Source organism: Psychrobacter sp. Ps1 (assembly GCF_022129425.1).
Classification (GTDB): Bacteria; Pseudomonadota; Gammaproteobacteria; order Pseudomonadales; family Moraxellaceae; genus Psychrobacter.
The window spans coordinates 112,880-132,964 of the sequence record NZ_JADQAN010000005.1 but is presented as its reverse complement, the minus strand read 5'-3'; the positions used below and the strand labels follow the sequence as shown (position 1 = coordinate 132,964).

Annotated in this window: 16 protein-coding genes; 11 read left to right on the top strand and 5 right to left on the bottom strand. The window is 39.6% G+C overall.

Going from position 1 to position 20,085, the window contains the following annotated elements:
* Positions 1–66 precede the first annotated feature (66 nt).
* On the top strand, positions 67–1,014 hold the full coding sequence (locus I3249_RS03905) for a putative RNA methyltransferase (protein ID WP_238068750.1): 948 nt from the start codon (positions 67–69) through the stop codon (positions 1,012–1,014).
* A 434-nt stretch (positions 1,015–1,448) separates the two neighbouring features.
* Positions 1,449–1,745, top strand: a complete 297-nt coding sequence (locus tag I3249_RS03900) for a hypothetical protein (protein ID WP_238068699.1) — start codon at positions 1,449–1,451, stop codon at positions 1,743–1,745.
* A gap of 95 nt (positions 1,746–1,840) precedes the next feature.
* On the opposite strand, the gene I3249_RS03895 is transcribed toward I3249_RS03900, so the two are convergent.
* Positions 1,841–2,560, bottom strand: a complete 720-nt coding sequence (locus I3249_RS03895) for a hypothetical protein (RefSeq protein ID WP_238068698.1) — start codon at positions 2,558–2,560, stop codon at positions 1,841–1,843.
* A gap of 900 nt (positions 2,561–3,460) precedes the next feature.
* On the opposite strand from I3249_RS03895, the gene I3249_RS03890 reads away from it, so the two are divergent.
* The 9 genes from I3249_RS03890 (at position 3,461) to I3249_RS03850 (ending at position 16,814) form a co-directional block, all read left to right on the top strand.
* Positions 3,461–4,192: a DUF3944 domain-containing protein gene (locus tag I3249_RS03890; RefSeq protein ID WP_238068696.1), complete on the top strand. Its 732-nt coding sequence runs from the start codon at positions 3,461–3,463 to the stop codon at positions 4,190–4,192.
* An 8-nt stretch (positions 4,193–4,200) separates the two neighbouring features.
* Positions 4,201–5,109 (top strand): hypothetical protein, encoded by a 909-nt coding sequence (locus tag I3249_RS03885; RefSeq protein ID WP_238068694.1) that lies wholly within the window; start codon positions 4,201–4,203, stop codon positions 5,107–5,109.
* Between the two features lie 110 nt (positions 5,110–5,219).
* Positions 5,220–7,970, top strand: a complete 2,751-nt coding sequence (locus I3249_RS03880; protein ID WP_238068693.1) for a type I restriction-modification system subunit M — start codon at positions 5,220–5,222, stop codon at positions 7,968–7,970.
* A 140-nt stretch (positions 7,971–8,110) separates the two neighbouring features.
* On the top strand, positions 8,111–9,112 hold the full coding sequence (locus tag I3249_RS03875) for a virulence RhuM family protein (RefSeq protein ID WP_238068690.1): 1,002 nt from the start codon (positions 8,111–8,113) through the stop codon (positions 9,110–9,112).
* Positions 9,102–10,280, top strand: coding sequence for a restriction endonuclease subunit S (locus tag I3249_RS03870; protein WP_238068688.1), 1,179 nt, complete (start codon positions 9,102–9,104; stop codon positions 10,278–10,280). The genes I3249_RS03875 and I3249_RS03870 overlap by 11 nt, the downstream gene beginning before the upstream one ends.
* Before the next feature lie 22 nt (positions 10,281–10,302).
* A complete protein-coding gene (locus I3249_RS03865; protein ID WP_238068685.1) occupies positions 10,303–13,407 on the top strand; it encodes an HsdR family type I site-specific deoxyribonuclease in 3,105 nt (1,034 codons plus the stop codon).
* A 72-nt stretch (positions 13,408–13,479) separates the two neighbouring features.
* Positions 13,480–14,823, top strand: coding sequence for an AAA family ATPase (locus tag I3249_RS03860; RefSeq protein WP_238068683.1), 1,344 nt, complete (start codon positions 13,480–13,482; stop codon positions 14,821–14,823).
* Positions 14,824–14,827: 4 nt separating this feature from the next.
* Positions 14,828–15,949 carry a 5-methylcytosine-specific restriction endonuclease system specificity protein McrC gene (gene mcrC / locus I3249_RS03855; protein WP_238068681.1) on the top strand — a complete coding sequence of 374 codons (1,122 nt, stop codon included), beginning with the start codon at positions 14,828–14,830 and terminating at the stop codon, positions 15,947–15,949.
* A gap of 247 nt (positions 15,950–16,196) precedes the next feature.
* Entirely contained in the window at positions 16,197–16,814 is a 618-nt protein-coding gene (locus tag I3249_RS03850) for an ATP-binding protein (RefSeq protein ID WP_346268577.1), read from the top strand.
* Positions 16,815–16,864: 50 nt separating this feature from the next.
* Here I3249_RS03850 and I3249_RS03845 read toward each other — a convergent pair whose 3' ends face one another.
* The 4 genes from I3249_RS03845 to I3249_RS03830 all read right to left on the bottom strand — a co-directional run bounded on the left by I3249_RS03845 (position 16,865) and on the right by I3249_RS03830 (position 19,992).
* Entirely contained in the window at positions 16,865–17,311 is a 447-nt protein-coding gene (locus tag I3249_RS03845) for a hypothetical protein (protein WP_238068679.1), read from the bottom strand.
* A 132-nt stretch (positions 17,312–17,443) separates the two neighbouring features.
* Complete coding sequence (locus tag I3249_RS03840) at positions 17,444–17,704, bottom strand: AlpA family phage regulatory protein (protein WP_238068678.1); 261 nt, start codon at positions 17,702–17,704, stop codon at positions 17,444–17,446.
* A 165-nt stretch (positions 17,705–17,869) separates the two neighbouring features.
* Positions 17,870–18,781 (bottom strand): hydrolase or metal-binding protein, encoded by a 912-nt coding sequence (locus I3249_RS03835; RefSeq protein WP_238068677.1) that lies wholly within the window; start codon positions 18,779–18,781, stop codon positions 17,870–17,872.
* A gap of 107 nt (positions 18,782–18,888) precedes the next feature.
* The gene (locus I3249_RS03830; protein ID WP_238068676.1) at positions 18,889–19,992 is read right to left on the bottom strand and encodes a lambda-exonuclease family protein; all 1,104 of its coding nucleotides are present in this window, start codon (positions 19,990–19,992) and stop codon (positions 18,889–18,891) included.
* Positions 19,993–20,085: the final 93 nt, after the last annotated feature.

Below are 20,085 nucleotides of genomic sequence, written 5' to 3'. Positions count from 1 at the left end.
CGGCTTTTTGTCGCTCAGGACCCATGAATTTTGTTAAAATACCAAGCATACTGCTATCACTTTGAGATGCCCGTGTCGTTATTTATTTGTCCACTTTGTCAGTCACCGCTACAACCCGCCGCAGATACTTGGCGCTGTGATGGTAGTTTGCACCCTAAGCAAACTTCACATCCCTTTGATGTGGCGCGTCAAGGCTATGTTAACCTGCTGCCAGTACAACAGAAAAAGTCCAAAGCACCTGGTGATAGCCAAGAATCTATCGATGCACGTAAGCGGTTTTTAAATCATGGTCACTACGCACCACTCCAAAACCTAATTAGTCAAAAAATGACAGAGTTGCTGTCTAACGATGAGCTAATAGATAAGCAAGATAACAAGTCAGTCAATTGGCTTGATATTGGCTGCGGAGAAGGCTACTACACGCAGGCAATGGCACAAATGGGATCGGATGTTATAGACACGCTGATAGCCGCTGACATCAGTAAGCCTGCAGTGGTTGAGTTGGCTAAAGTAAGCAAGGCGATAGGTCGTCTATGGTATCAGCCGCGCAAAGAAGATACTGCCACGACGACAGCGGTCTACCCATTAGTGACCAGTGCTGCACATTTACCATTACGCCCGCACAGTATGACGGGCATTAGCAGTATTTTTAGCCCTATTTTGCCCGAGGCGTTTGATAATGTATTGATGGATAGTGGCTATTTAATTATTGCCAAACCTGATATCGGGCATTTGGCAACGATGCGTGATGCGCTATTTGATGATGTACGTGAGCATGATTCTGATAAATTTTTACAAGAATTGGCACCATATTTTACGTTGGTTGAGACCTGCCGTGTCAGTACAGAGCTGACGTTATCCGCAGAGGATTTGGCTGATTTGATGACGATGACACCTTATGCGTACCGTGCCCGCAGCGAAAAAAGGCAAGCACTACTGGCAGCAGTAGAAAAAGAAGCATTTAGCACAGAGGCGAAGTTTGTGGTTTATATTTTGCAGAAAACATCTGTTTAGCACATTTAGAGCATAGCAGTATGGAGTATTGCTACGCTCGTTTTAAACATTAGCCATTAACTCCTAATGAGTTAGGTTTTTCGAATACCAAAAATATTGATATCAGGAAATTTGGCTTAACCGTTTCCGTATTTGCACTCTTTATCAATCAGCTAGTCATTCGCGTTTTTATAAATATCTTGTTTACGATGCTTACCGATAAAGCCTAAATACGCTGTCATTTAACCAAACATTACGCCAATACCTAACATGCCTTTGATTGCGCATGCCCTCGTAACAATCGCAACCTTTCTTCAAGTTTCATAAATCTACTTAATACTAGAATCATTTATCATTCTCTTTGTCGATAGAGTAAAGCTTTATCACGATAATTTATTTAACACTAAGTGAATTATCTATAACGACTCTAAATATGAATTCAAAGGAATAAAATGATGAAAAAGATACTAGTTAGCTCGATTCTAGCCGTTACTGCTTGTTTGTCGATGGTTGGTCAGGCCAATGCCGCGCCTAATTTTGATAAGCATCATACAGCTCAAGTACAGCAACAAAAACACAGCAGCAGTAAAGCGAGTAATAACTATAAGCATGCCAAAGCTAAGGCAGCAAAGTCACATCAAAAAGCAAACGTAGTGGCTGCTAAACACAAAGCAACAGCCAAAAATGTCCATGCTAAAAACAGCCACGACAAAAACAGCCACGACAAAAATAACCATGACCGTCGCTCGTAAAAATACAATCCTAGCATCTCAAAATAGTGCCTTAACTAGGCGCTATTTTTTTTGTTTTTATATAACATTATTGAGCGTTACTAGTTAGGTGGACACTACTGACTGATAAGCGTCATTGATTTGGATGTGCCATTTTTACTGGGCTGAGTGAGTGTGACTTTACTACTCAAAACATCGCCTTTGGCACTGATTTTATAGCATTCTGACGAAGTACCTGCAGCATCAGAAGTCAAAAGTAGATTGCCTGAGGTTTCTATACAGAGCCACGCCGTGTTATTTGTATCTTGTGTGAGGGACCAGTCCTGCTTATAGGTGGCGGTTTTCTGACCCATACTGCTGTCAGCATATACGTTTTCAGTGATGAGCTGATTTGAGTCGCCCACCGTAGCTATCTTAGGGATACTTGTCGTTTGGTTAGCGATTGAATACTCACCCGTACTATCCGTAAAACCATGGAACACCAATGGGTTTAGCGTAAAGTAATTGATAGCGACGGACTGATCCGTAATCTGCTGATTCACTGTGTTGATTGTGCTGACTTCTGCGCCTTGTACCATCTTATTATTAAAGCGCATGCTGCCTTTAGGGGTGATTTGAATATCTGCGGCTACGCTTTGTCCGCCGACAGTAGCGACCAGTTTTTCACTACGTTGTTTGGTATAGATATTGAGTAAGGCAGTCTCAACTGGGTATTGAGTGATCACTTTATCAGAGTTGTTATTTTGATTGGTATTACCTGTTGCCATGCCGACCATGCCAGTAGCACAAGCACTCAATCCGAGTCCTGCTACGATACACATTCCTAGTGTTTTCATTATTGTATCCTTTAGTTTATTTAAATAAATACTACCGATATCTACTATAATCCAATTTTTTGACAATGGCATCTGCCGAGTATCAGTGACCCTACTGTTATTACATTGTTGTACGGAATAGCAATATTGACTAGCATTGATATAAAACTAGATTGAGCGCCACAGAAAAACTCAAAGCCTTTTCGTATAAGGGTCTAGGGATAAAATTAAGCTGATAATAAAACGAATCGTAATAGAATATCGAATCATTTTATGAGTCACTCTCAGTCCATGATACGAGTTTTTTAGCTTGGTCAATCAATGTGCTATTAGATATATATTTATTTATTAGATTCATACAACACACGGAATTAATGCTAAACAGAAATTTTTCAGACAGCAGTAGAGGATGAGTATAGACTGAAAGTCTTACTATTAGAAAGTATAAATAATATTTAGAGAAAGGTAGAACAAGACAGGAAAACTGAGGTTTTGCTTACGCAAAATAAGATTGGCGGTGAAGGAGGAAGTCAAACTATATGCTTAAGTTATTGATAAATATAATATTATTTATTTTTATTATGTTTATAGACCAACTATTAGACCAACATGTACAAAATATTGGATGCAAGGCAGGTGATAGGATTTATCTCAATATTAATTGTATCAAAATATTACTAAGTAGCAATTTATCTTCAAATATATATTATCACTAAAAAACGCTTTTTGGTTTTTTCTATATTCTGGTTTTTAAGATTAACGCTACTCACTATTACCTTGTAAGGAATCTAAAAAAGCATCAAGCTACGACAGCTACATGATATTTCTAAACCGCTAACCAGTATTTTATTCAACAATTACTGAAATTTTATAGGCTATAATACTCTAATTTATCCACTAACCTAAATTGGCGATCTGATTATGGCAGTAGAATCAAAATTTCGTGAAGATAAAGACTTAGCTTTTTTGCAACATGCGGACTGGCAAGATTTAAAGTTACTCGCGGAAGCACTAATTAAAGATCACAGTGGTACCCAGCAGTGGACTGGACAGCTTAATAAGACACTTACTCAGAATATTAGTATGTACAAAACGAGTGAAGCAGAGGCCTACCAGAATAGCTGGAAAGCTATTGCAGCTGAATTGCAACTGTTTGGTGGGGATACTATAGCAAACCTTACTCGCCGTAAGGGTGTGCTGTATGAAGAAGTACTACATGATGTTGCCAAAAAAATCAAAGCAGACTTCCATAAAGGTACTACCTCAGTAGCACAGGTAGAAGAAAAAGTACTAAGAAGTTTATTTGGTCGTATAACGACATTAGATGATATTGGTCTTATTTATCAAACTTTAGGTAAAAAAGGTCTACTTGGTTTGACATCTCTCAAATCTGACCCTTGGAATACTGTTAAGAACGGTGCTGGATTTAGCGGCAATACTAGTGCGGCAGCTGGAGCGAGTGCCATTTTTGCGGGTATCAAAATGTTGCCTAAACTAGCTAAGGTTAATCCTTTCGTAACTGCTGCTACATTACCTCTTACCGTAAAAGATTTCTCCTCACCTGCATATCGAGTTACTGTACCAGCTGTCTGTATCGTTGCTATGATGCGTACAAAATATACTAATAATAGTGCTAGCTTTGATGAATTTTAGGGATAACTATGGAAACGGAAATTTTTGCGTTTGATGAAGCTCGTTTTAGTGAAGTTTTAATCAAAGCACTAAAAAATAACCAAGTCATTTTTAGGGATGGTGTTGCTTATTGGAAAAAAGGGCTAGAGTCAACAGGCATTATTCAGCATGTGCCTCTCAAAAAGGTACAGGCATTGACTTCAGAGACTTTTGTCAAGAGCCTTGGTTCAATGCAGTCAAGTTTACAAGGTACAATCGTTGCTGCACAAGCCATCTCGACTGCTTCAATTATGATGGCAACTGTAATACAAACGCAGATACTCAGTAAGAAAATAGAGGTCGTAAGGAATTCAGTTTTACAAGTATCGCAAACAGTAAATGAGCAAAATATATTATTTTATACAGATAAAGTAAGCGAATATTTATCAGTTGTACAGAATCTTAAGTTAATCTTACAATCCAATGAAGATATTGAAGTGATCAAGTCGCTCGCCAATTCGGTTCTTGCAGACTCGATGCAGCTAAAAAACCATATGTCGTTTTTTATTTTAAATTTACTAAACCTAGTAGAGTCTGAAAAAATCAAAGACAAGCAACATCTTGGCTTAATACTTAAATTCGTGCAGCAGATAATGGAAGTTTTGCCAGTAGGTATGCATTTAGAACATATTCTTTCGCATAGACTCGGTCAGTACCAGCTTTCACAAACTTTGATCGAGGACAGCCATAAAAAGTACGCTACGTTGTTGACTAATTATAGGGGTTATTTAAACCTGATGAATAATCGAGTTAAGTCCTTTGAATTAGAATCTAGCGAAGTCCCTTATTTCAATAAAATTAAGCAGCCAGCATTAGATCTAATAGCCAATCAGATACACGTTGAGCTACTAGAGAAACCAGCTTATGAGCAATTATCTATATCTAAAAAAGCAGGTTAGTTAAGCTCGCACACTTTTTTAAGCACCTAATAAGGCTTTGCCTTGTAGTGCGCTAACCGATACAATCTTACGTTATATTATTTACTCAATGACATAGATTGAATCGCCTTATGAATAAGCAACAGCTCGCTAAAAAAATATGGCAATCTGCCAATAAGATGCGCTCTAAGATTGAAGCCAATGAATATAAAGACTACATCATCGGCTTCGTATTCTACAAGTTTTTATCAGATAAAGAGGAGCAGTTTTTAAAAGCGAATGAGTTTAGCGATAGAGACATTGCTGACTTGACCGAAGAAGATACTGAGACAGTAGAGTTTATCAAAAACGGTATCGGTTACTTTATCGCTTATCCTCATCTGTTTTCGACATGGATTAATAAGGGGAGTGATTTTGATATATCTGATGTGCGTGACGCTTTGTCAGCGTTTTCACGAAACATCAAGCATAAAAAGGTATTTGAAGGTATCTTTGACACGCTACAGACTGGATTGAGTAAGCTTGGTGAGAACGCCAACTCACAGAGTAATGCCGCCAGTAGCCTGATCTATTTGATCAAAGATATCCCGATGGAAGGTAAGCAAGATTACGATGTGCTGGGCTTCATCTATGAGTATTTGCTAGGAATGTTTGCTGCTAATGCAGGCAAAAAGGCAGGGGAGTTTTATACGCCACATGAAGTGTCGCTACTCATGTCTGAGATTATGGCATACCACCTAAAAGATCGTGAGAAGATCGAAATTTATGACCCGACCAGTGGCTCAGGCTCGTTACTCATCAATATTGGCCAATCAGTATCACGTCATATTGATGATGAAAATAATATCAAATACTACGCCCAAGAGCTGAAGCAAAATACCTATAACCTCACTCGTATGAACCTTATCATGCGCGGCGTGTTACCTGCCAATATCGTCACTCGTAACGCCGATACGCTAGAAGATGACTGGCCATACTTTGATGAGTCTGATCCTGTTAACAGCTACCAGCCGTTATATGTCGATGCTGTAGTGTCTAATCCGCCTTACTCACAAGAGTGGCAACCCAAAAATAAAGAGTCCGATCCACGCTATGCTCGCTTCGGCCTTGCGCCAAAGGGCAAAGCAGATTTTGCTTTTTTATTACATGACTTGTATCACTTAAAGCCTGACGGCATCATGACCATTGTACTACCTCATGGTGTACTGTTCCGTGGTGGTGATGAAGAGACTATTCGCAAAAACCTGATTGAGCACAATCATATTGATGCCATTATCGGACTGCCTGCCAATATCTTTTTTGGTACAGGCATTCCAACCATCATCCTAGTGCTCAAACAAAAACGCTCTAATACAGATGTCTTGATCGTTGATGCATCGAAAGGCTTTATTAAAGTTGGCAAAGATAACCAGCTACGCGCATCAGACATCAAAAAAATTACTGATGCGGTCATTAATCGTGAGAATATTGATAAGTACGCACGTGTCGTCAGTCAAAAAGACATACGAGGACAAAACTATAATCTCAACATACCGCGTTATGTTGACTCATCGGACGATGCACAAACTTGGGACATATACGCCACCATGTTTGGCGGTATTCCTCAGCATGAAATTGATCATCTGCAACGCTACTGGCAAACCTATCCTAGCTTAAGAGAGACTTTGTTTACGCAAATAAAGGATATGCCTTACTATCAATTGACAACCACGGACATCGAACAGCGCATTTATCAAAACCAAGATGTTAAGGCATTCTTTGAGCACTATCGAGCATCCTTTTCGGATTTTTCTAATTATCTATATCAGCAACTGATCGATCATGCCACTACGCTTAAAATCTCTAAACAAGAAAACTTACTGGCAAATGATATCTTCATGCGCTTACAAGGGTTTGGACTAATTGATAAGTACACTGCTTATCAGTCACTTGATGATCTCTGGCAATCCACCATGATAGATCTTGAAATCATTCAGACTGAAGGATTCTCTGCTACCAAGAAAGTTATGCCAAATATGGTGACAAAAAAGGTAAAAGGGAAGGAAGAAGAGGTGCAAGAAGGCTGGGTTGGACATATTTTACCGTTTGATCTGGTACAACAGCATCTACTCGCTGATGAGTTGCAGCAGTTACAAGATAAAGAAAGTCGCTTGAGTGTGGTGAGTGGTGAGCTTGATGCGCTAATGAATGAGTTGGATGAAGAGCAAAAAGAGAATCTACTCAATGACAGCGGTAGTAGCTTTTCAGTCAGTGACGTCAATAAAGCGCTTGATACTGCTTATGCAGATATTGAAACTCCTGAGATTACAGCGTTAAATGATTATCTAGACTTTTTGGAGAGTAGTCCTAAAAAGCCAGCCAAGCTTGATTATGTGGCGTCTGAGCTTAACGTGAACTGGGGTAATATCGAGGCGAACAAAGGCGGTGATTATAGCAAAACCAAGGTCAAGGCTTATATTAAGACCTTGCAAGCCACGCATGAGTTTGTAGAAGACAGTGACGAGGCAACGTTGGTACAAATCAGTGACTTATTAGAGGAAGAAAAAACACTAAAATCGGAGATTAAAGAAGACACAGAAGCTTTGCATCAAAAGACTAAAGAGACGATCGAGGCGCTAGATGATGCCACGGTCAATGACTTACTCAACCATAAGTGGATCGTACCGCTTTATGAAGCCATGATGCAGTTGGCAGACGATGTGGTCAGTGATTTAACGCGACAAACGCAAGCGCTGGCAGATAAGTACGCGGATACTTATATAGAGACCACAAAGCAGTTAGCAGCAGCTGAAGACAATCTAGCAAATATGATCGATCAGCTAACGGGTGATACATTTGATATGGCAGGATTAAAAGCGCTACAGACCTTGCTAAAGGGATAAAGTGCTAGATGCTCATATATAGGTAAAAAACAATAGAATTTACCTGCATTATTAAAACATGGGTAAATAAAGCGCTTTATTTACCTATATCGAATAATATTAAAAAGTAGTATTGCACTTTTTAAACTAAGAGAATAATCATGGACACTAAGTTTTTGCTGTATACCACTGCTAGTGGCAATGTTGACGTCAATGTTTATCTTGAAGACGAAACGCTGTGGCTATCTCAGAAGGAGCTTGCGACGCTGTTTGATGTGACGACGGCCACCATTAACTATCATTTAAAAAGTATTTTTGAAAGTAATGAGTTAGATCAAAATTCAGTTATTAGAAAATTTCTAATAACTGCCCGTGATGGTAAGCAGTACAACACTTTGCACTATAATCTTGATGCCATTATCTCCGTTGGTTATCGAGTCAATTCAGCTCAAGCCACGCAGTTTCGTATTTGGGCGACTCAGATTTTAAAAGAGTTTATAAAAAAAGGCTTTGTGTTAGATGATGAGCGCCTAAAGCAAGGTAAGATGGTTTTTGGTCAAGATTATTTTCGTGAGCTGTTGGAACGCGTACGCTCAATTCGTGCCAGCGAACGTAGGGTATGGCAGCAAGTTACCGATATCTTTAGAGAGTGTAGTATTGACTATGATAAAAACTCATCTATCACCCGTCAGTTTTATGCTCATGTACAAAACAAATTCCACTACGCTATTACAGGGCAGACAGCTGCTGAGATTGTCTACACCAGTGCTGACAAAACGGCTGAAAACATGGGGCTGACGACATGGAAGTCTTGCCCTGACGGTCGAGTGCTACTAAGCGATACATTTACGGCAAAGAATTATCTGACAGAAAAACAAATCCGTCAGTTGGAGCGAGCAGTAACCAGTTACTTTGACTATATAGAGAGCCTGATCGAGCGTGGTGACAAAGAGCAATTTACGATGGAAAAGCTGGCAGACAGCGTCAATCGTTTTTTGAGCTTTAACGAGTATCAAGTGCTTGACGGCTATGGCACAGTGTCAGCCGAACAAGCCAAAGCAAAGGCGCGGGACGAGTATGCTGAGTTTAATAAAGCCCAAAAAATAGACTCTGATTTTGATAAAGAGATTAAGCAGTTATCGGAGCGCCTCAATGATAAGTAAACAACAAACACCGCAAATTCGCCTTACAGGTTTTAGTGAGGATTGGGTACAAAAAAAGCTAGTAGATGAAGTGATTTTCTTTTCAGGGCTAACCTATACACCAAGTGATGTGGTTGATAAATTGGGTACTTTAGTACTTCGCTCATCCAACGTACAAAAAGGGGCTATCACATTAGGTGACAACGTTTACGTAAATTCTGAAGTCGTAAACTCTCAAAACGTAGAAGTTGGCGATATTATCGTAGTTGTTAGAAACGGTTCTAGAAACCTTATTGGCAAACATGCCATGATTACAAAGCCTATGACGAATACTGTCATAGGTGCTTTTATGACAGGTATTAGAGCACCCGTTCCCTCATTTTTTAACACTTTGCTTGATACTCAAGAATTTGATGATGAAGTCAGTAAAAACTTAGGTGCGACAATCAATCAAATCACTGGTGGTATGTTTAAATCAATGAGCTTTTATTTACCTGAAAGCAACGAACAAACCGCCATCGGTAACCTTTTTCAAAATATTGACCAAACCATTTCCCTACAGCGCCGCAAGCATGAGCAAACGCAAACGCTTAAAAAATCACTACTGGGTAAAATGTTTCCCAAAAAAGGACAGGTGCAGCCTGAGATTCGTTTAACAGGGTTTAGTGGGGATTGGACAGAAGTAAAATTAGGAGAAATTTCTGATACTACTATTGGTGAGTTTGTAATAAAGTCTAAGCAAAGTCCAAATGGTGCATACCCTGTATATAATGGTGGTATCTCATATACAGGGCTTTATGACGATTTTAATAATGAAGCTAACAAAATAGTTATAAGTGCTAGAGGGGCTAATGCTGGGTTTGTAAATATCGTAAGAAGAAAATACTGGGCAGGTAATAGCTGTTATTCAGTAAGTATAGATACGAAAGAAATCTCAATCGATTTTTTATATTACTTTATCAAAGAAAATCAATACTTGTTCACTAATTTTCAGCAGGCTGCTAATATCCCTTCAGTTTCAAAAGGTGACGTTGAGAAGTTTAACATTGTACTACCTAATTCAAGAGAAGAACAAACCGCTATCGGACAACTCTTTAAAAAACTTGACGACACAATAAGCTTACAAGCCAAGCAACTCAAAACCTTAGAGAATCTTAAAAAAGCCTTATTGGCGAAAATGTTTGTATAACCTAATCAATTAAGGCTCGCACATGACATTTGCATCCGAAGCTAAATTTGAAGACGCGCTTATCCATATCTTGCAGCAAAAAGGCTGGGAAGATAAAGTCATCAATCACCCAACAGAGCAAGACCTGATCGATAACTGGGCGCGTATCTTATTTGAAAACAATCGCGGTATCGATCGCCTTAATAACGTACCGCTGACGGATAGCGAGATGCAGCAGCTCATTGAGCAGATCAACACCTTAAAAACACCGCTCAAGCTTAACGGCTTTATCAATGGTAAGACCGTCGCCATCACCCGTGACAACCCAGATGATCCCTTGCACCTTGGCAAAGAGATCAGCCTAAAGATATATGATCGCCATGAGATTGCCGCAGGGCAGAGCCGCTATCAAATCGTCAAGCAGCCACAGTTCCCGACCAAATCGCCTGTCCTACGTGACCGCCGTGGTGATCTCATGCTCCTCATCAACGGCATGCCCGTCTTTCATATCGAGCTTAAACGTAGCGGTGTGTCCGTCAGTCAAGCGTGTCTTCAAATCGAAAAATATGCCGAAGCTGGTATCTTTACAGGTCTGTTTGCCCTTGTGCAGATATTTGTCGCGATGAACCCTGAAGAGTCGGTTTATTTTGCCAATCCCGATGGTAACTTTAACGATGATTATTATTTTAGCTGGGCGAACTTCTACAATGAGCCATACACCAGCTATAAAGAGATTGCTGCATCCTTGCTGTCTATTCCTATGGCGCATCAAATGATCGGCTTTTATACTGTAGCGGATAAGGCAGATGGTGTACTAAAGGTCATGCGTAGCTACCAGTATTACGCTGCCAATGCCATTTCTGATAAGGTGTCTACCACCAAATGGCAAGATGCTAATAGCCAGCTTGGCGGCTATATCTGGCATACCACAGGCTCAGGCAAGACTATGACTAGCTTTAAGTCAGCTCAACTGATTGCCAGCTCACAAGATGCTGATAAAGTGATATTTTTGATGGATCGTATTGAGCTGGGTACGCAGTCATTCATACAGTATCAAAACTTTGCTGATGATAAAGAGGGCGTGCAAGATACTGATGATACCTATGCACTGATCGGAAAAATAAAAAGCAGCGACCCGAAAGATACCTTAATTGTCACTTCAATCCAAAAAATGAGCAACATCGAAGAAGATAGTAGTGGCATGAATACTCATGACCTGAGTGTTATGCAAGATAAGCGCTTAGTATTTATCATCGATGAAGCGCATCGCTCAACCTTTGGCGATATGCTCAAAATCATTAAGCAAACTTTTCCCAATGCGATATTTTTTGGCTTTACAGGCACGCCTATTCATGATGAAAACCAGCGAAAAATGAACACCACCGCTGATATCTTTGGTGATGAATTGCATCGATACAGTATTGCTGATGGTATCCGTGACGAAAACGTCTTAGGCTTTGATCTGTACCGCGTAGCAACGTTTAAAGATAAAGGGGTGCGCTGCGCAGTGGCGTTACAACAAGCCAAAGCGAGTACAGAATCAGAAGCATTAGCAGATGACAAAAAGCGTGAAAAGTATTATGAGTTTATGAATGATGTTGCTATGGCGGGGCAGTCACAGGCTGATGGCACATATACAAAAGGCATTGAGGATTATCTGCCAAAAGAGCAGTATTTGACAGCCGAGCACCAAAATATGGTTGTCGAAGATATCTTAGATAACTTCCCAACGCTTAGCCGTGGCGGTAAATTTCATGCCATATTTGCTACCAGTAGCATTGTTGAAGCGATCACTTACTATCGTTTGCTAAAAGCACAAATCGAAACACGTGAGCTAAGCCTAAGAATTAGCGCTTTATTTGATGCCAATGAGGGCAATGAAGCGACCTCAATCTTTAAAGAAAAAGGTATGGCAGAGATTATCACGGACTATAATACTCAATTTGAGAAAGACTTTAAAATTGCAAGCCATAGTAAATTTAAAAAAGATATAGCCAGTCGTTTGTCGCATAAAGAGCCGTATCAGTTTGTCGAGCGTAAACCAGATCAGCAACTAGATATACTAATCGTCGTCGAGCAGATGCTAACTGGGTTTGATTCTAAGTGGGTCAACACCTTATATATTGATAAGCTCATACGTTACGAGAATATCATTCAAGCGTTCTCACGTACCAATCGCTTATTTGGACACGAAAAACCTTTTGGTACGATTCGCTATTATCGCAAGCCTTATACCATGGAACGTAACATCAATGCGGCCATTAAACTGTATTCTGGCGACAAGCCTATAGGTCTGTTTGCCGATAAACTTGAGAGTAACTTAGCTAAAATGAATAGCGTTTTTGCGGAGATACAAGCAGTGTTTAGTGCAGCTGGTATAGCAAAATTTGAAGCCCTGCCGAGTGCTGAGGCAAGCCAAGCTAAATTTTCCAAGCTATTTAAAAAACTCAATGACCATCTAGAAGCAGCAGATATTCAAGGTTTTACGTGGGATAAGCTAAGCTATGACTTTGAAGACAATAGCGTCACCTTAAGCTTTGATGAACAAACCTATCTGGTGCTAGCCATGCGTTATAAAGAGCTGTTTCAAGGTGGCTCATCAGGCGGCTCAAGTGATGTACCTTTTGATATCTCAGGACATTTGACCCAGATTAATACTGATAGAATTGATAGTGAATATCTAAACGAGCGCTTTGATAAATATATCGAGTCACTTGAGCTAGGCGATGCAGATCAAGCGCTAAACGAGCTACACAAAGCTTTTCCGACGCTAAGTAGTGATGAGCAAAAACATGCCAAGATATTTTTGAATGATGTACATCGTGGCAAAATCAAGGTTAAAGCAGGTACTACCTTTAAAGACTATATCGTTGACTATCAAGTAAAAGATCAGAACAATAATATTCATAAATTTGCATATAGTTTGGGGCTAGATGAGTCAAAGCTACGAATGCTTTTAGATAGTGCAGTGACTGAGGCAAGTATCAATGAATTTGGACGTTTTGATGAGCTAAAAAACTCCGTAGATAAAGACAAAGCAAAGGCGTATTTTGAAGCCCTTGAAGGCAGCAGTATCCCTATGTCTAAGGTCAACATAAAGATTGACGCCGCATTGAGGACATTTATTTTGAGTAGTGAATATACGTAGAGGATCAGTAATTCCCCTAATAAATATATAGTCTATGTCATCGTAATTATTTGAATGTAGAAGGATGAAGTAATGAGTAATGGATCTGAAGAAAATAACACTAAAGAACTCTCCGAAATACCTATTAAAAGTAGAGAAGAAATAGAGTCAAAAATTGAAGACTTATGTAAAGATAAAGACCTTGAAATAACACCGAGTAAACTTTATGTCAGTAAAGTTATTGCTGATAAAATTGAAGTAGTTATAAACAATAAACTTAAATCTTCAATTGAAGACAAAGATATTAAAAGTCTTGTAAATGAAATAAAAAGTATATATGAGAATAGCAGAATTAAAGATGAGCATCTTGGTTATAGATTTTCTTTGCAGGAATTTAGAAAAAGCTTTAAGGAGTATCCAGAAGGTACTATAAGAAGAGTTCTGCAGGAACTGAGAGATGAGGGTTGTCTTGAATTTATCGATGGTTGCGGCGGTTATTTATATCCTTATGAAAGAATGTATAAAAGTACCTTACAAGATAAGGACGAGTACCTAGTAAAAAATATTGTAGATGAGGGAAGTTTTTTAAGTGAGGATAGTCTCGATAATATGCTTGATCGGTTAAAAAGTAAAAAAAATATAATTTTGCAAGGTCCTCCAGGTACAGGCAAGACCTGGTTAGCTAAAAGACTAGGTTTAGCATTAGTAGGTAAGCGTGATGAGAGTAAAGTACGAGCAGTACAGTTCCATCCTAATCTTTCTTATGAGGACTTTATCCGTGGTTGGCGCCCAACAGGTAATAAAGAGCTAGGTTTGGTTGATGGTCCTTTTATGGAAATGATTAGAAATGCTAAAAACGATCCCAAAGCAAAGCATGTTATTATCATTGAAGAGATTAACCGAGGTAATCCTGCTAAAATTTTTGGTGAAATGCTTACGCTCCTTGAGTCAGATAAGAGGATACCAAGTGAAGCGCTCGAGCTATCATATAAGAGAGATAGTAATGAACGTGTCTTTATACCAGAAAACCTATATGTCATAGGTACAATGAATCTTGCTGATCACTCTATAGCTTCATTAGACTTTGCGCTGCGTCGTCGCTTTGCTTTTATTAACCTTGAGCCTACGCTCAATGATAAATGGAAAAAATGGGTACACAGTAGAAATGGTATTAGTGAAGTATTCTTAGAAAATATTAAAAAGAGAGTTGAGAAATTGAATGAAGATATTTCTGTAGATTTAAGTCTTGGGCCGCAGTTTAAAATAGGTCATAGCTATATTACCCCTACCGTTAATACGCAAATTTCTAACTATGACAAATGGTTCGAAGAAGTAGTGAATACAGAGATAGGTCCCTTACTTGATGAGTATTGGTTTGATGACCATAACAACTCTAGATCTAGAACAGCAAAAAATCAATTACTTAAAGACCTATAAATATATGATGGATAATCAGTCAAGTGCTTCTGATAAGAACAATAGATATATAGATGGCATACCCATTCGTAATCTTTGGGTTCTTATACTATATGCATCAGATTCATATAAAGAACTTGGCATCGATCATGTCGCAGTTGAAGATAATCCTGAAGACATTCCAGACTTAATAGCACAAATACTTTGCAAGAGAGTTAAACAGCGTATTCAGCAAAACTTAAGCTACGGTTATCAGACTCAATTCAATGTGCTTGATCGAGTACGTGGAAGAATAGACTTGCTCAATACTGAAAGGCATATGTTGCTAGAGCGAGGAAAAGTAGCCTGCTATTTTGATGAGTTAAATGTTGACACACCCCGTAATAGATATGTGCGTGCTGCTCTCAAGCGCATTGCTAAGATAGTCAAAAACACTAAAATAGCGAAAAAATGTCGATTATTGGATATGCAATTAAAGCATATGGGAGTTAGTCGAGTACATGTTGCTCATCACAAGGTGCCAACTGAACGTTTTGGAAATCATGATATTAGAGACAAGCCAATGGTCATCGCAGCACGCTTAGCTTTTGACATAGCTTTTCCGACTGAAGATGAGGGTACAATACAATTGTATCAACCTAATAGAGCTAAAAAGGAATGGCTTCGACTCCTTTTTCAAAACGGCATTGCGGGACTTTATGAATTTACTCTACCAAAGGAGAGTTGGAAAGTAACTAAAGGAAAAGAAAAAAAATGGCAATTCATCACTAAGAAGCTAGATAACGATGTTCATTTTCCTAGTATGAAAACTGATATCATAATAGATAATATAAGAACAAAACATCGTATAGTTATAGACACGAAATTTAGTAAAATAACAAAAATTCGTAGTTATCCAGATAGAGAATACAATAGTTTAAATAGTGAAAATATTTATCAAATATATGCTTATTTAAGATCACAAGAAAGTGATGGTAAAGAAACATCAATTAATAATAACGCTACTGGTCTGTTACTTTATCCTTTAACAGATCGAGATATTAACAGCTATGTCGTAATACAAGGACATAAGATACAATTTGCGACTGTGGATTTGAGGTTAGGTGTAAAAGAGATAAAAGAAAGGCTATTGCACTTAGTTCATTAAGAAGAACTGTCGTAGGAGTAGTACGCATACTGACTAATAAATAGCTATTTTATGATTTCAAAAAACATCTAATTACTCCACAATCAACCGAACAAAAATGGCTTGAGTTTAAATATAGCTTTCATAGTATAGAAGATATCAATCAGCGTATATCTACACTTACCAATGGCGCGTATTTGGCTGGCAAGAAATTCGGCTACGTTCGCGGTCAGATTACTCGTAAAGCGATACGTTTGTTTCTAAAACTATTGAGAGCGTCTTGCTGCAAGATGCGCCTGAAACGAGCTATCGCAATCCATTTTTGGTCAATGCCATGGTCAATTTAAATATGATGGATACCATCGGTAGTGGCATCAAAAAAATGTATCAGATTCAGTACAAGCGTTTTTTCCCTTTGCCAGATTATGACCTATCAGACAATAGGGTGCGAGTGAAGTTCACTGGTAAAGTGCTTGATCAAGAGTACGCCAAGCAGTTAGCAAGCGTGGATAATCTCACACTACACGATATTATAGCGCTTGATAAAGTGCAAAAGGGGCAGGCGATCACTGAAAACGAAGTTGATACGCTACGTAAAAAGTCATTGATAGAAGGGCGCAAAAATAGCTATATTATCGCCGCTGATGTTGCCAAGCATACTGAGCAGCAGGCGGAGTATATGCATTATCAAAGCTTGATTATAGAGTACCTCAAGACGTTTGAACGAGGTAGACTAGCTGACTTTGATAAGATGCTGGCTAATAAGTTGCCGCAAGTACTAGATGATAAGCAGCGTAAAAATAAGGTGCGTAATCTATTGCAGAAGATGCGCCGTGATGGTTTAGTCGTTTCTGAAGGTTGGTCTTGGCATCTTCCAAATAGCTAAGAATAGCTAAAAACAGCTAAGAATAGCTAGGTTTGGCTACCTAGAATACTTCAAAAGTAACCTAGTAGTTGTCTAAGTCTGTCATTCCGCCAGCTCTCTGCCTCTCTGTAAATATATTCGTTCATGATGTATCGTGATATATCATCTACGCAGTAAGGTGGGCTTTTATCTATATGCTCTTTGCCAATGTCTATATCGTCTAATTGATAGTATAAACTAGGATCTTGTAGCCATATAGCATAGATCTCATGCTGACTGAGCTTTTCAAGCTTTGATGAGACAGACTGTAGAATCATATCGTCATAGTAACTCCAGAAAGGGGCTTGCTCTTTTTGACGTTGATAGCAGACATCATCCCATAAATTTCTGAGATAGCCCATATCTAGAGCAGTATCGAAACTTTGCATATATCTGATAGTCTGCTTGGTAATTTTTTTTGAGTGGCTTTTAGACAATGCAGCAGCAATATCTAAGGCCATTTCTTGTCTTAAATCCATAGTAGAAGTCCGTGTCTGCTCGTTTTATACTCATAGTTACAGCTATGTTCTATATAGCATGCTACTAAAATATGAGATTAAAAAGAAGACAAAAAAATAAGCCGCGTAGTGCGGCTTATTTTCTATCCTTGATCAGTGAATCCGATCAGCCATCTTGCTCTCAATCCAATCAGCCACTTCACTTTCTACCCATGCTACACGTCCCTTTGATAGCTTTACTTGAACAGGGAATGTTGGATCGTAACGATCAGATTTTTTATTGACCATCTCATAAATCGTAGTACTGCTAAGCGCTGTATAATGCATTACCTGCTTGAGCGGTATCATGCGAGGTATCTGTAAAGTGCTAGCTGTTGATGCATTTTGTTGTGTATTCGCATTTAATAATTGCATGATTATCTCCTTTGTAAGTTAATGAGAATCTTTCTTCTCATACAGTTACGGAGTCCCATATTTTTTTACGGCATCCCATGTAGTCCAATGACTGGCCAGGTATACAACATAAAAAGGAGCTGAATAATCAACTCCTTTATTATGCCGTCTATCCTTACCACTGTTTTAACTTATAGCTGTCACACTCTCTCTTAAACTTCTTTCAATATTACCGACATTGTAGGGAGCGATAGCATTTTGTGACCCTACTTGATGACTACTGTCAGCCTCATCTGTCTCTATGGGATAAAACTCTTCAGCCACATCAAGTAGGCCGTCGCTATCAACCTCAAAACAGGAATTAACATAGCCTTGCTTAGCAGCTACTTCTAGCGCTGCTTGGTCAAAACCGTGTTCACTTAACTCTGCATCAATGACCCCAGCATCTTGTACCGCTTGCTTCAACGTCACATCATCACGTAGTGTCAAATCCACAAAGTAAATTGGTGTGCGATAGCTTTGCGTCGTGCTTTTACCTCTGAGTGTGAGTTGTAGTGGTAAACATGACAGCTTATTACCTGATACTGCTGCAAAGTAGTTTAAACGTGCTGCCAAGGTACGGATGCTATTAAAGCCAGTCGTTCGAAAGATAAACGTACCCAGCTCATCGTCTTCACTCAGATTTGCGTACAGTCTGCCATACGGCTTACAAGCCCCGCCTTGTGCCAATGGACAGCGATCAGGTGATGGGCAAAGAAGCTGCTCGACACCATTATTGGTTCTGCGCTGACATTGCTCACCGTCACCCACACATAATGGACGACCTGTTTGTCTATCGAACAGCGTGTACTCAGCACGAAGGTTTAGCTCAGGATCATTAAACAACATGCGTACCGGTATATGTCTTAGCTTACCGTCATTATTTGCGCGTAGCTTTTCATCAAGCGGATGATTGATCCAGCCATCCTTGTTTTGAACTTGGCTGGTGATAGTGAATTGATCGTCCTTAGCAGGCAGACGCTTGCCGTCCTTTTGAATAACACGTCCAATACTGATACGACCTAAAACTGGTGGGGTTATCGTGAGACCTTTAATCATGGTGATATTCCTTATAGGTTTAATAAAATGTGTTTAGCCATAAAAAAGCCCACCGATTAGGGTGGGCGGTTATGCGCTTATTTTGGTTAAGTTTAGTAGGTTTCGGCTTAGTCGTTTAAGATGACGAAGCGGCGACTACCTTGCTTAGTTTTACTGAATTTAGCTAATAGCTCAGGATGTGCTTTGATAACGGCCTTACTATCCAAGCCAAAACTATCTTTCGAGCGTTTCCAAGAAATTGCACCTTTATCGAACACAGCGACTTCATTATCAGCAATCAGTGTTTGCAGCTGGTGCTTCACTTGATCATGACGCTCTTCTAGCTCCTGCATGTAGTCGCGGTAGCTAAGCAATTGCTCAAACAATTTGTTAGCACCATCATCATCCGTTAGATCAACCTTGCTGGACGGCTTAGCGGTTGGATAAAGCTGCTTTAATGCTCTCGCTGCGGATTCTGAATGATCAGGGGTTGGTGGCGTATCTGTCTCCACGTACTGCCAGAAAAGACGTTCATGCTCCATGATGGACTCAATCAAGCGCTCATCACGCTCAACCTTATAAATCTTAGCCTCATGTCCACAAAGTAGCACGCAGATATGCGCCGCTTGTTTGCCAGTAACAGCCAGTTGATGTTGCACTTGGCATGTCACATACAACGGCACGCCATGCTTCCATAGCTTGGCACCATGTTCACCAGCAGTTTTACACTCTAGAATCTGTACCTCGTCATTGCCAATGATGGCATAGTCTAGGTTTGCTAGCATAAAGTGCTTGTCAGGATCAGGATGCTGCAAGATGGCATTGACGCGGCGTACTTTATTACCAGTGTGTTCTTGGTAGTATCTAGCGACCATCGGCTCTAAGGTATTGCCCCAGTACAAAGGTGAATAACCTTCGATGCTCTCATCGATGTTTGAAGTCATACGACCAGTCTTGATCATCCATAGTTCAAGCATCGATAAATAAGGATGAATACCACAAGCGGCAGCGGCATCCGAGCTGCCAATGCCTTGCTTACGAAACTGTAGCCAGTCCTCACGGCTTAAGTTTTTTGTGTTAACCAAGCGCTTAGCAGTGGTTGATGTGTTCAGTTGGGTAGGTTTGTCAGCAGTATCGCTTTGCTTCGTTTTCACTACTGATGATTTAAACTTCACGGTGGTACGTTTGGCTTGTCTTGGCTGAGTAGACCTGTTTAATGCGATCATGTTCATGGCAAATTCCTTAGATAAATTGACTATTGGGATTCAATGAAATAAGCGACATAAAAAACCACGCTCGAAGGCGTGGTTGATTGTATTGTCAGA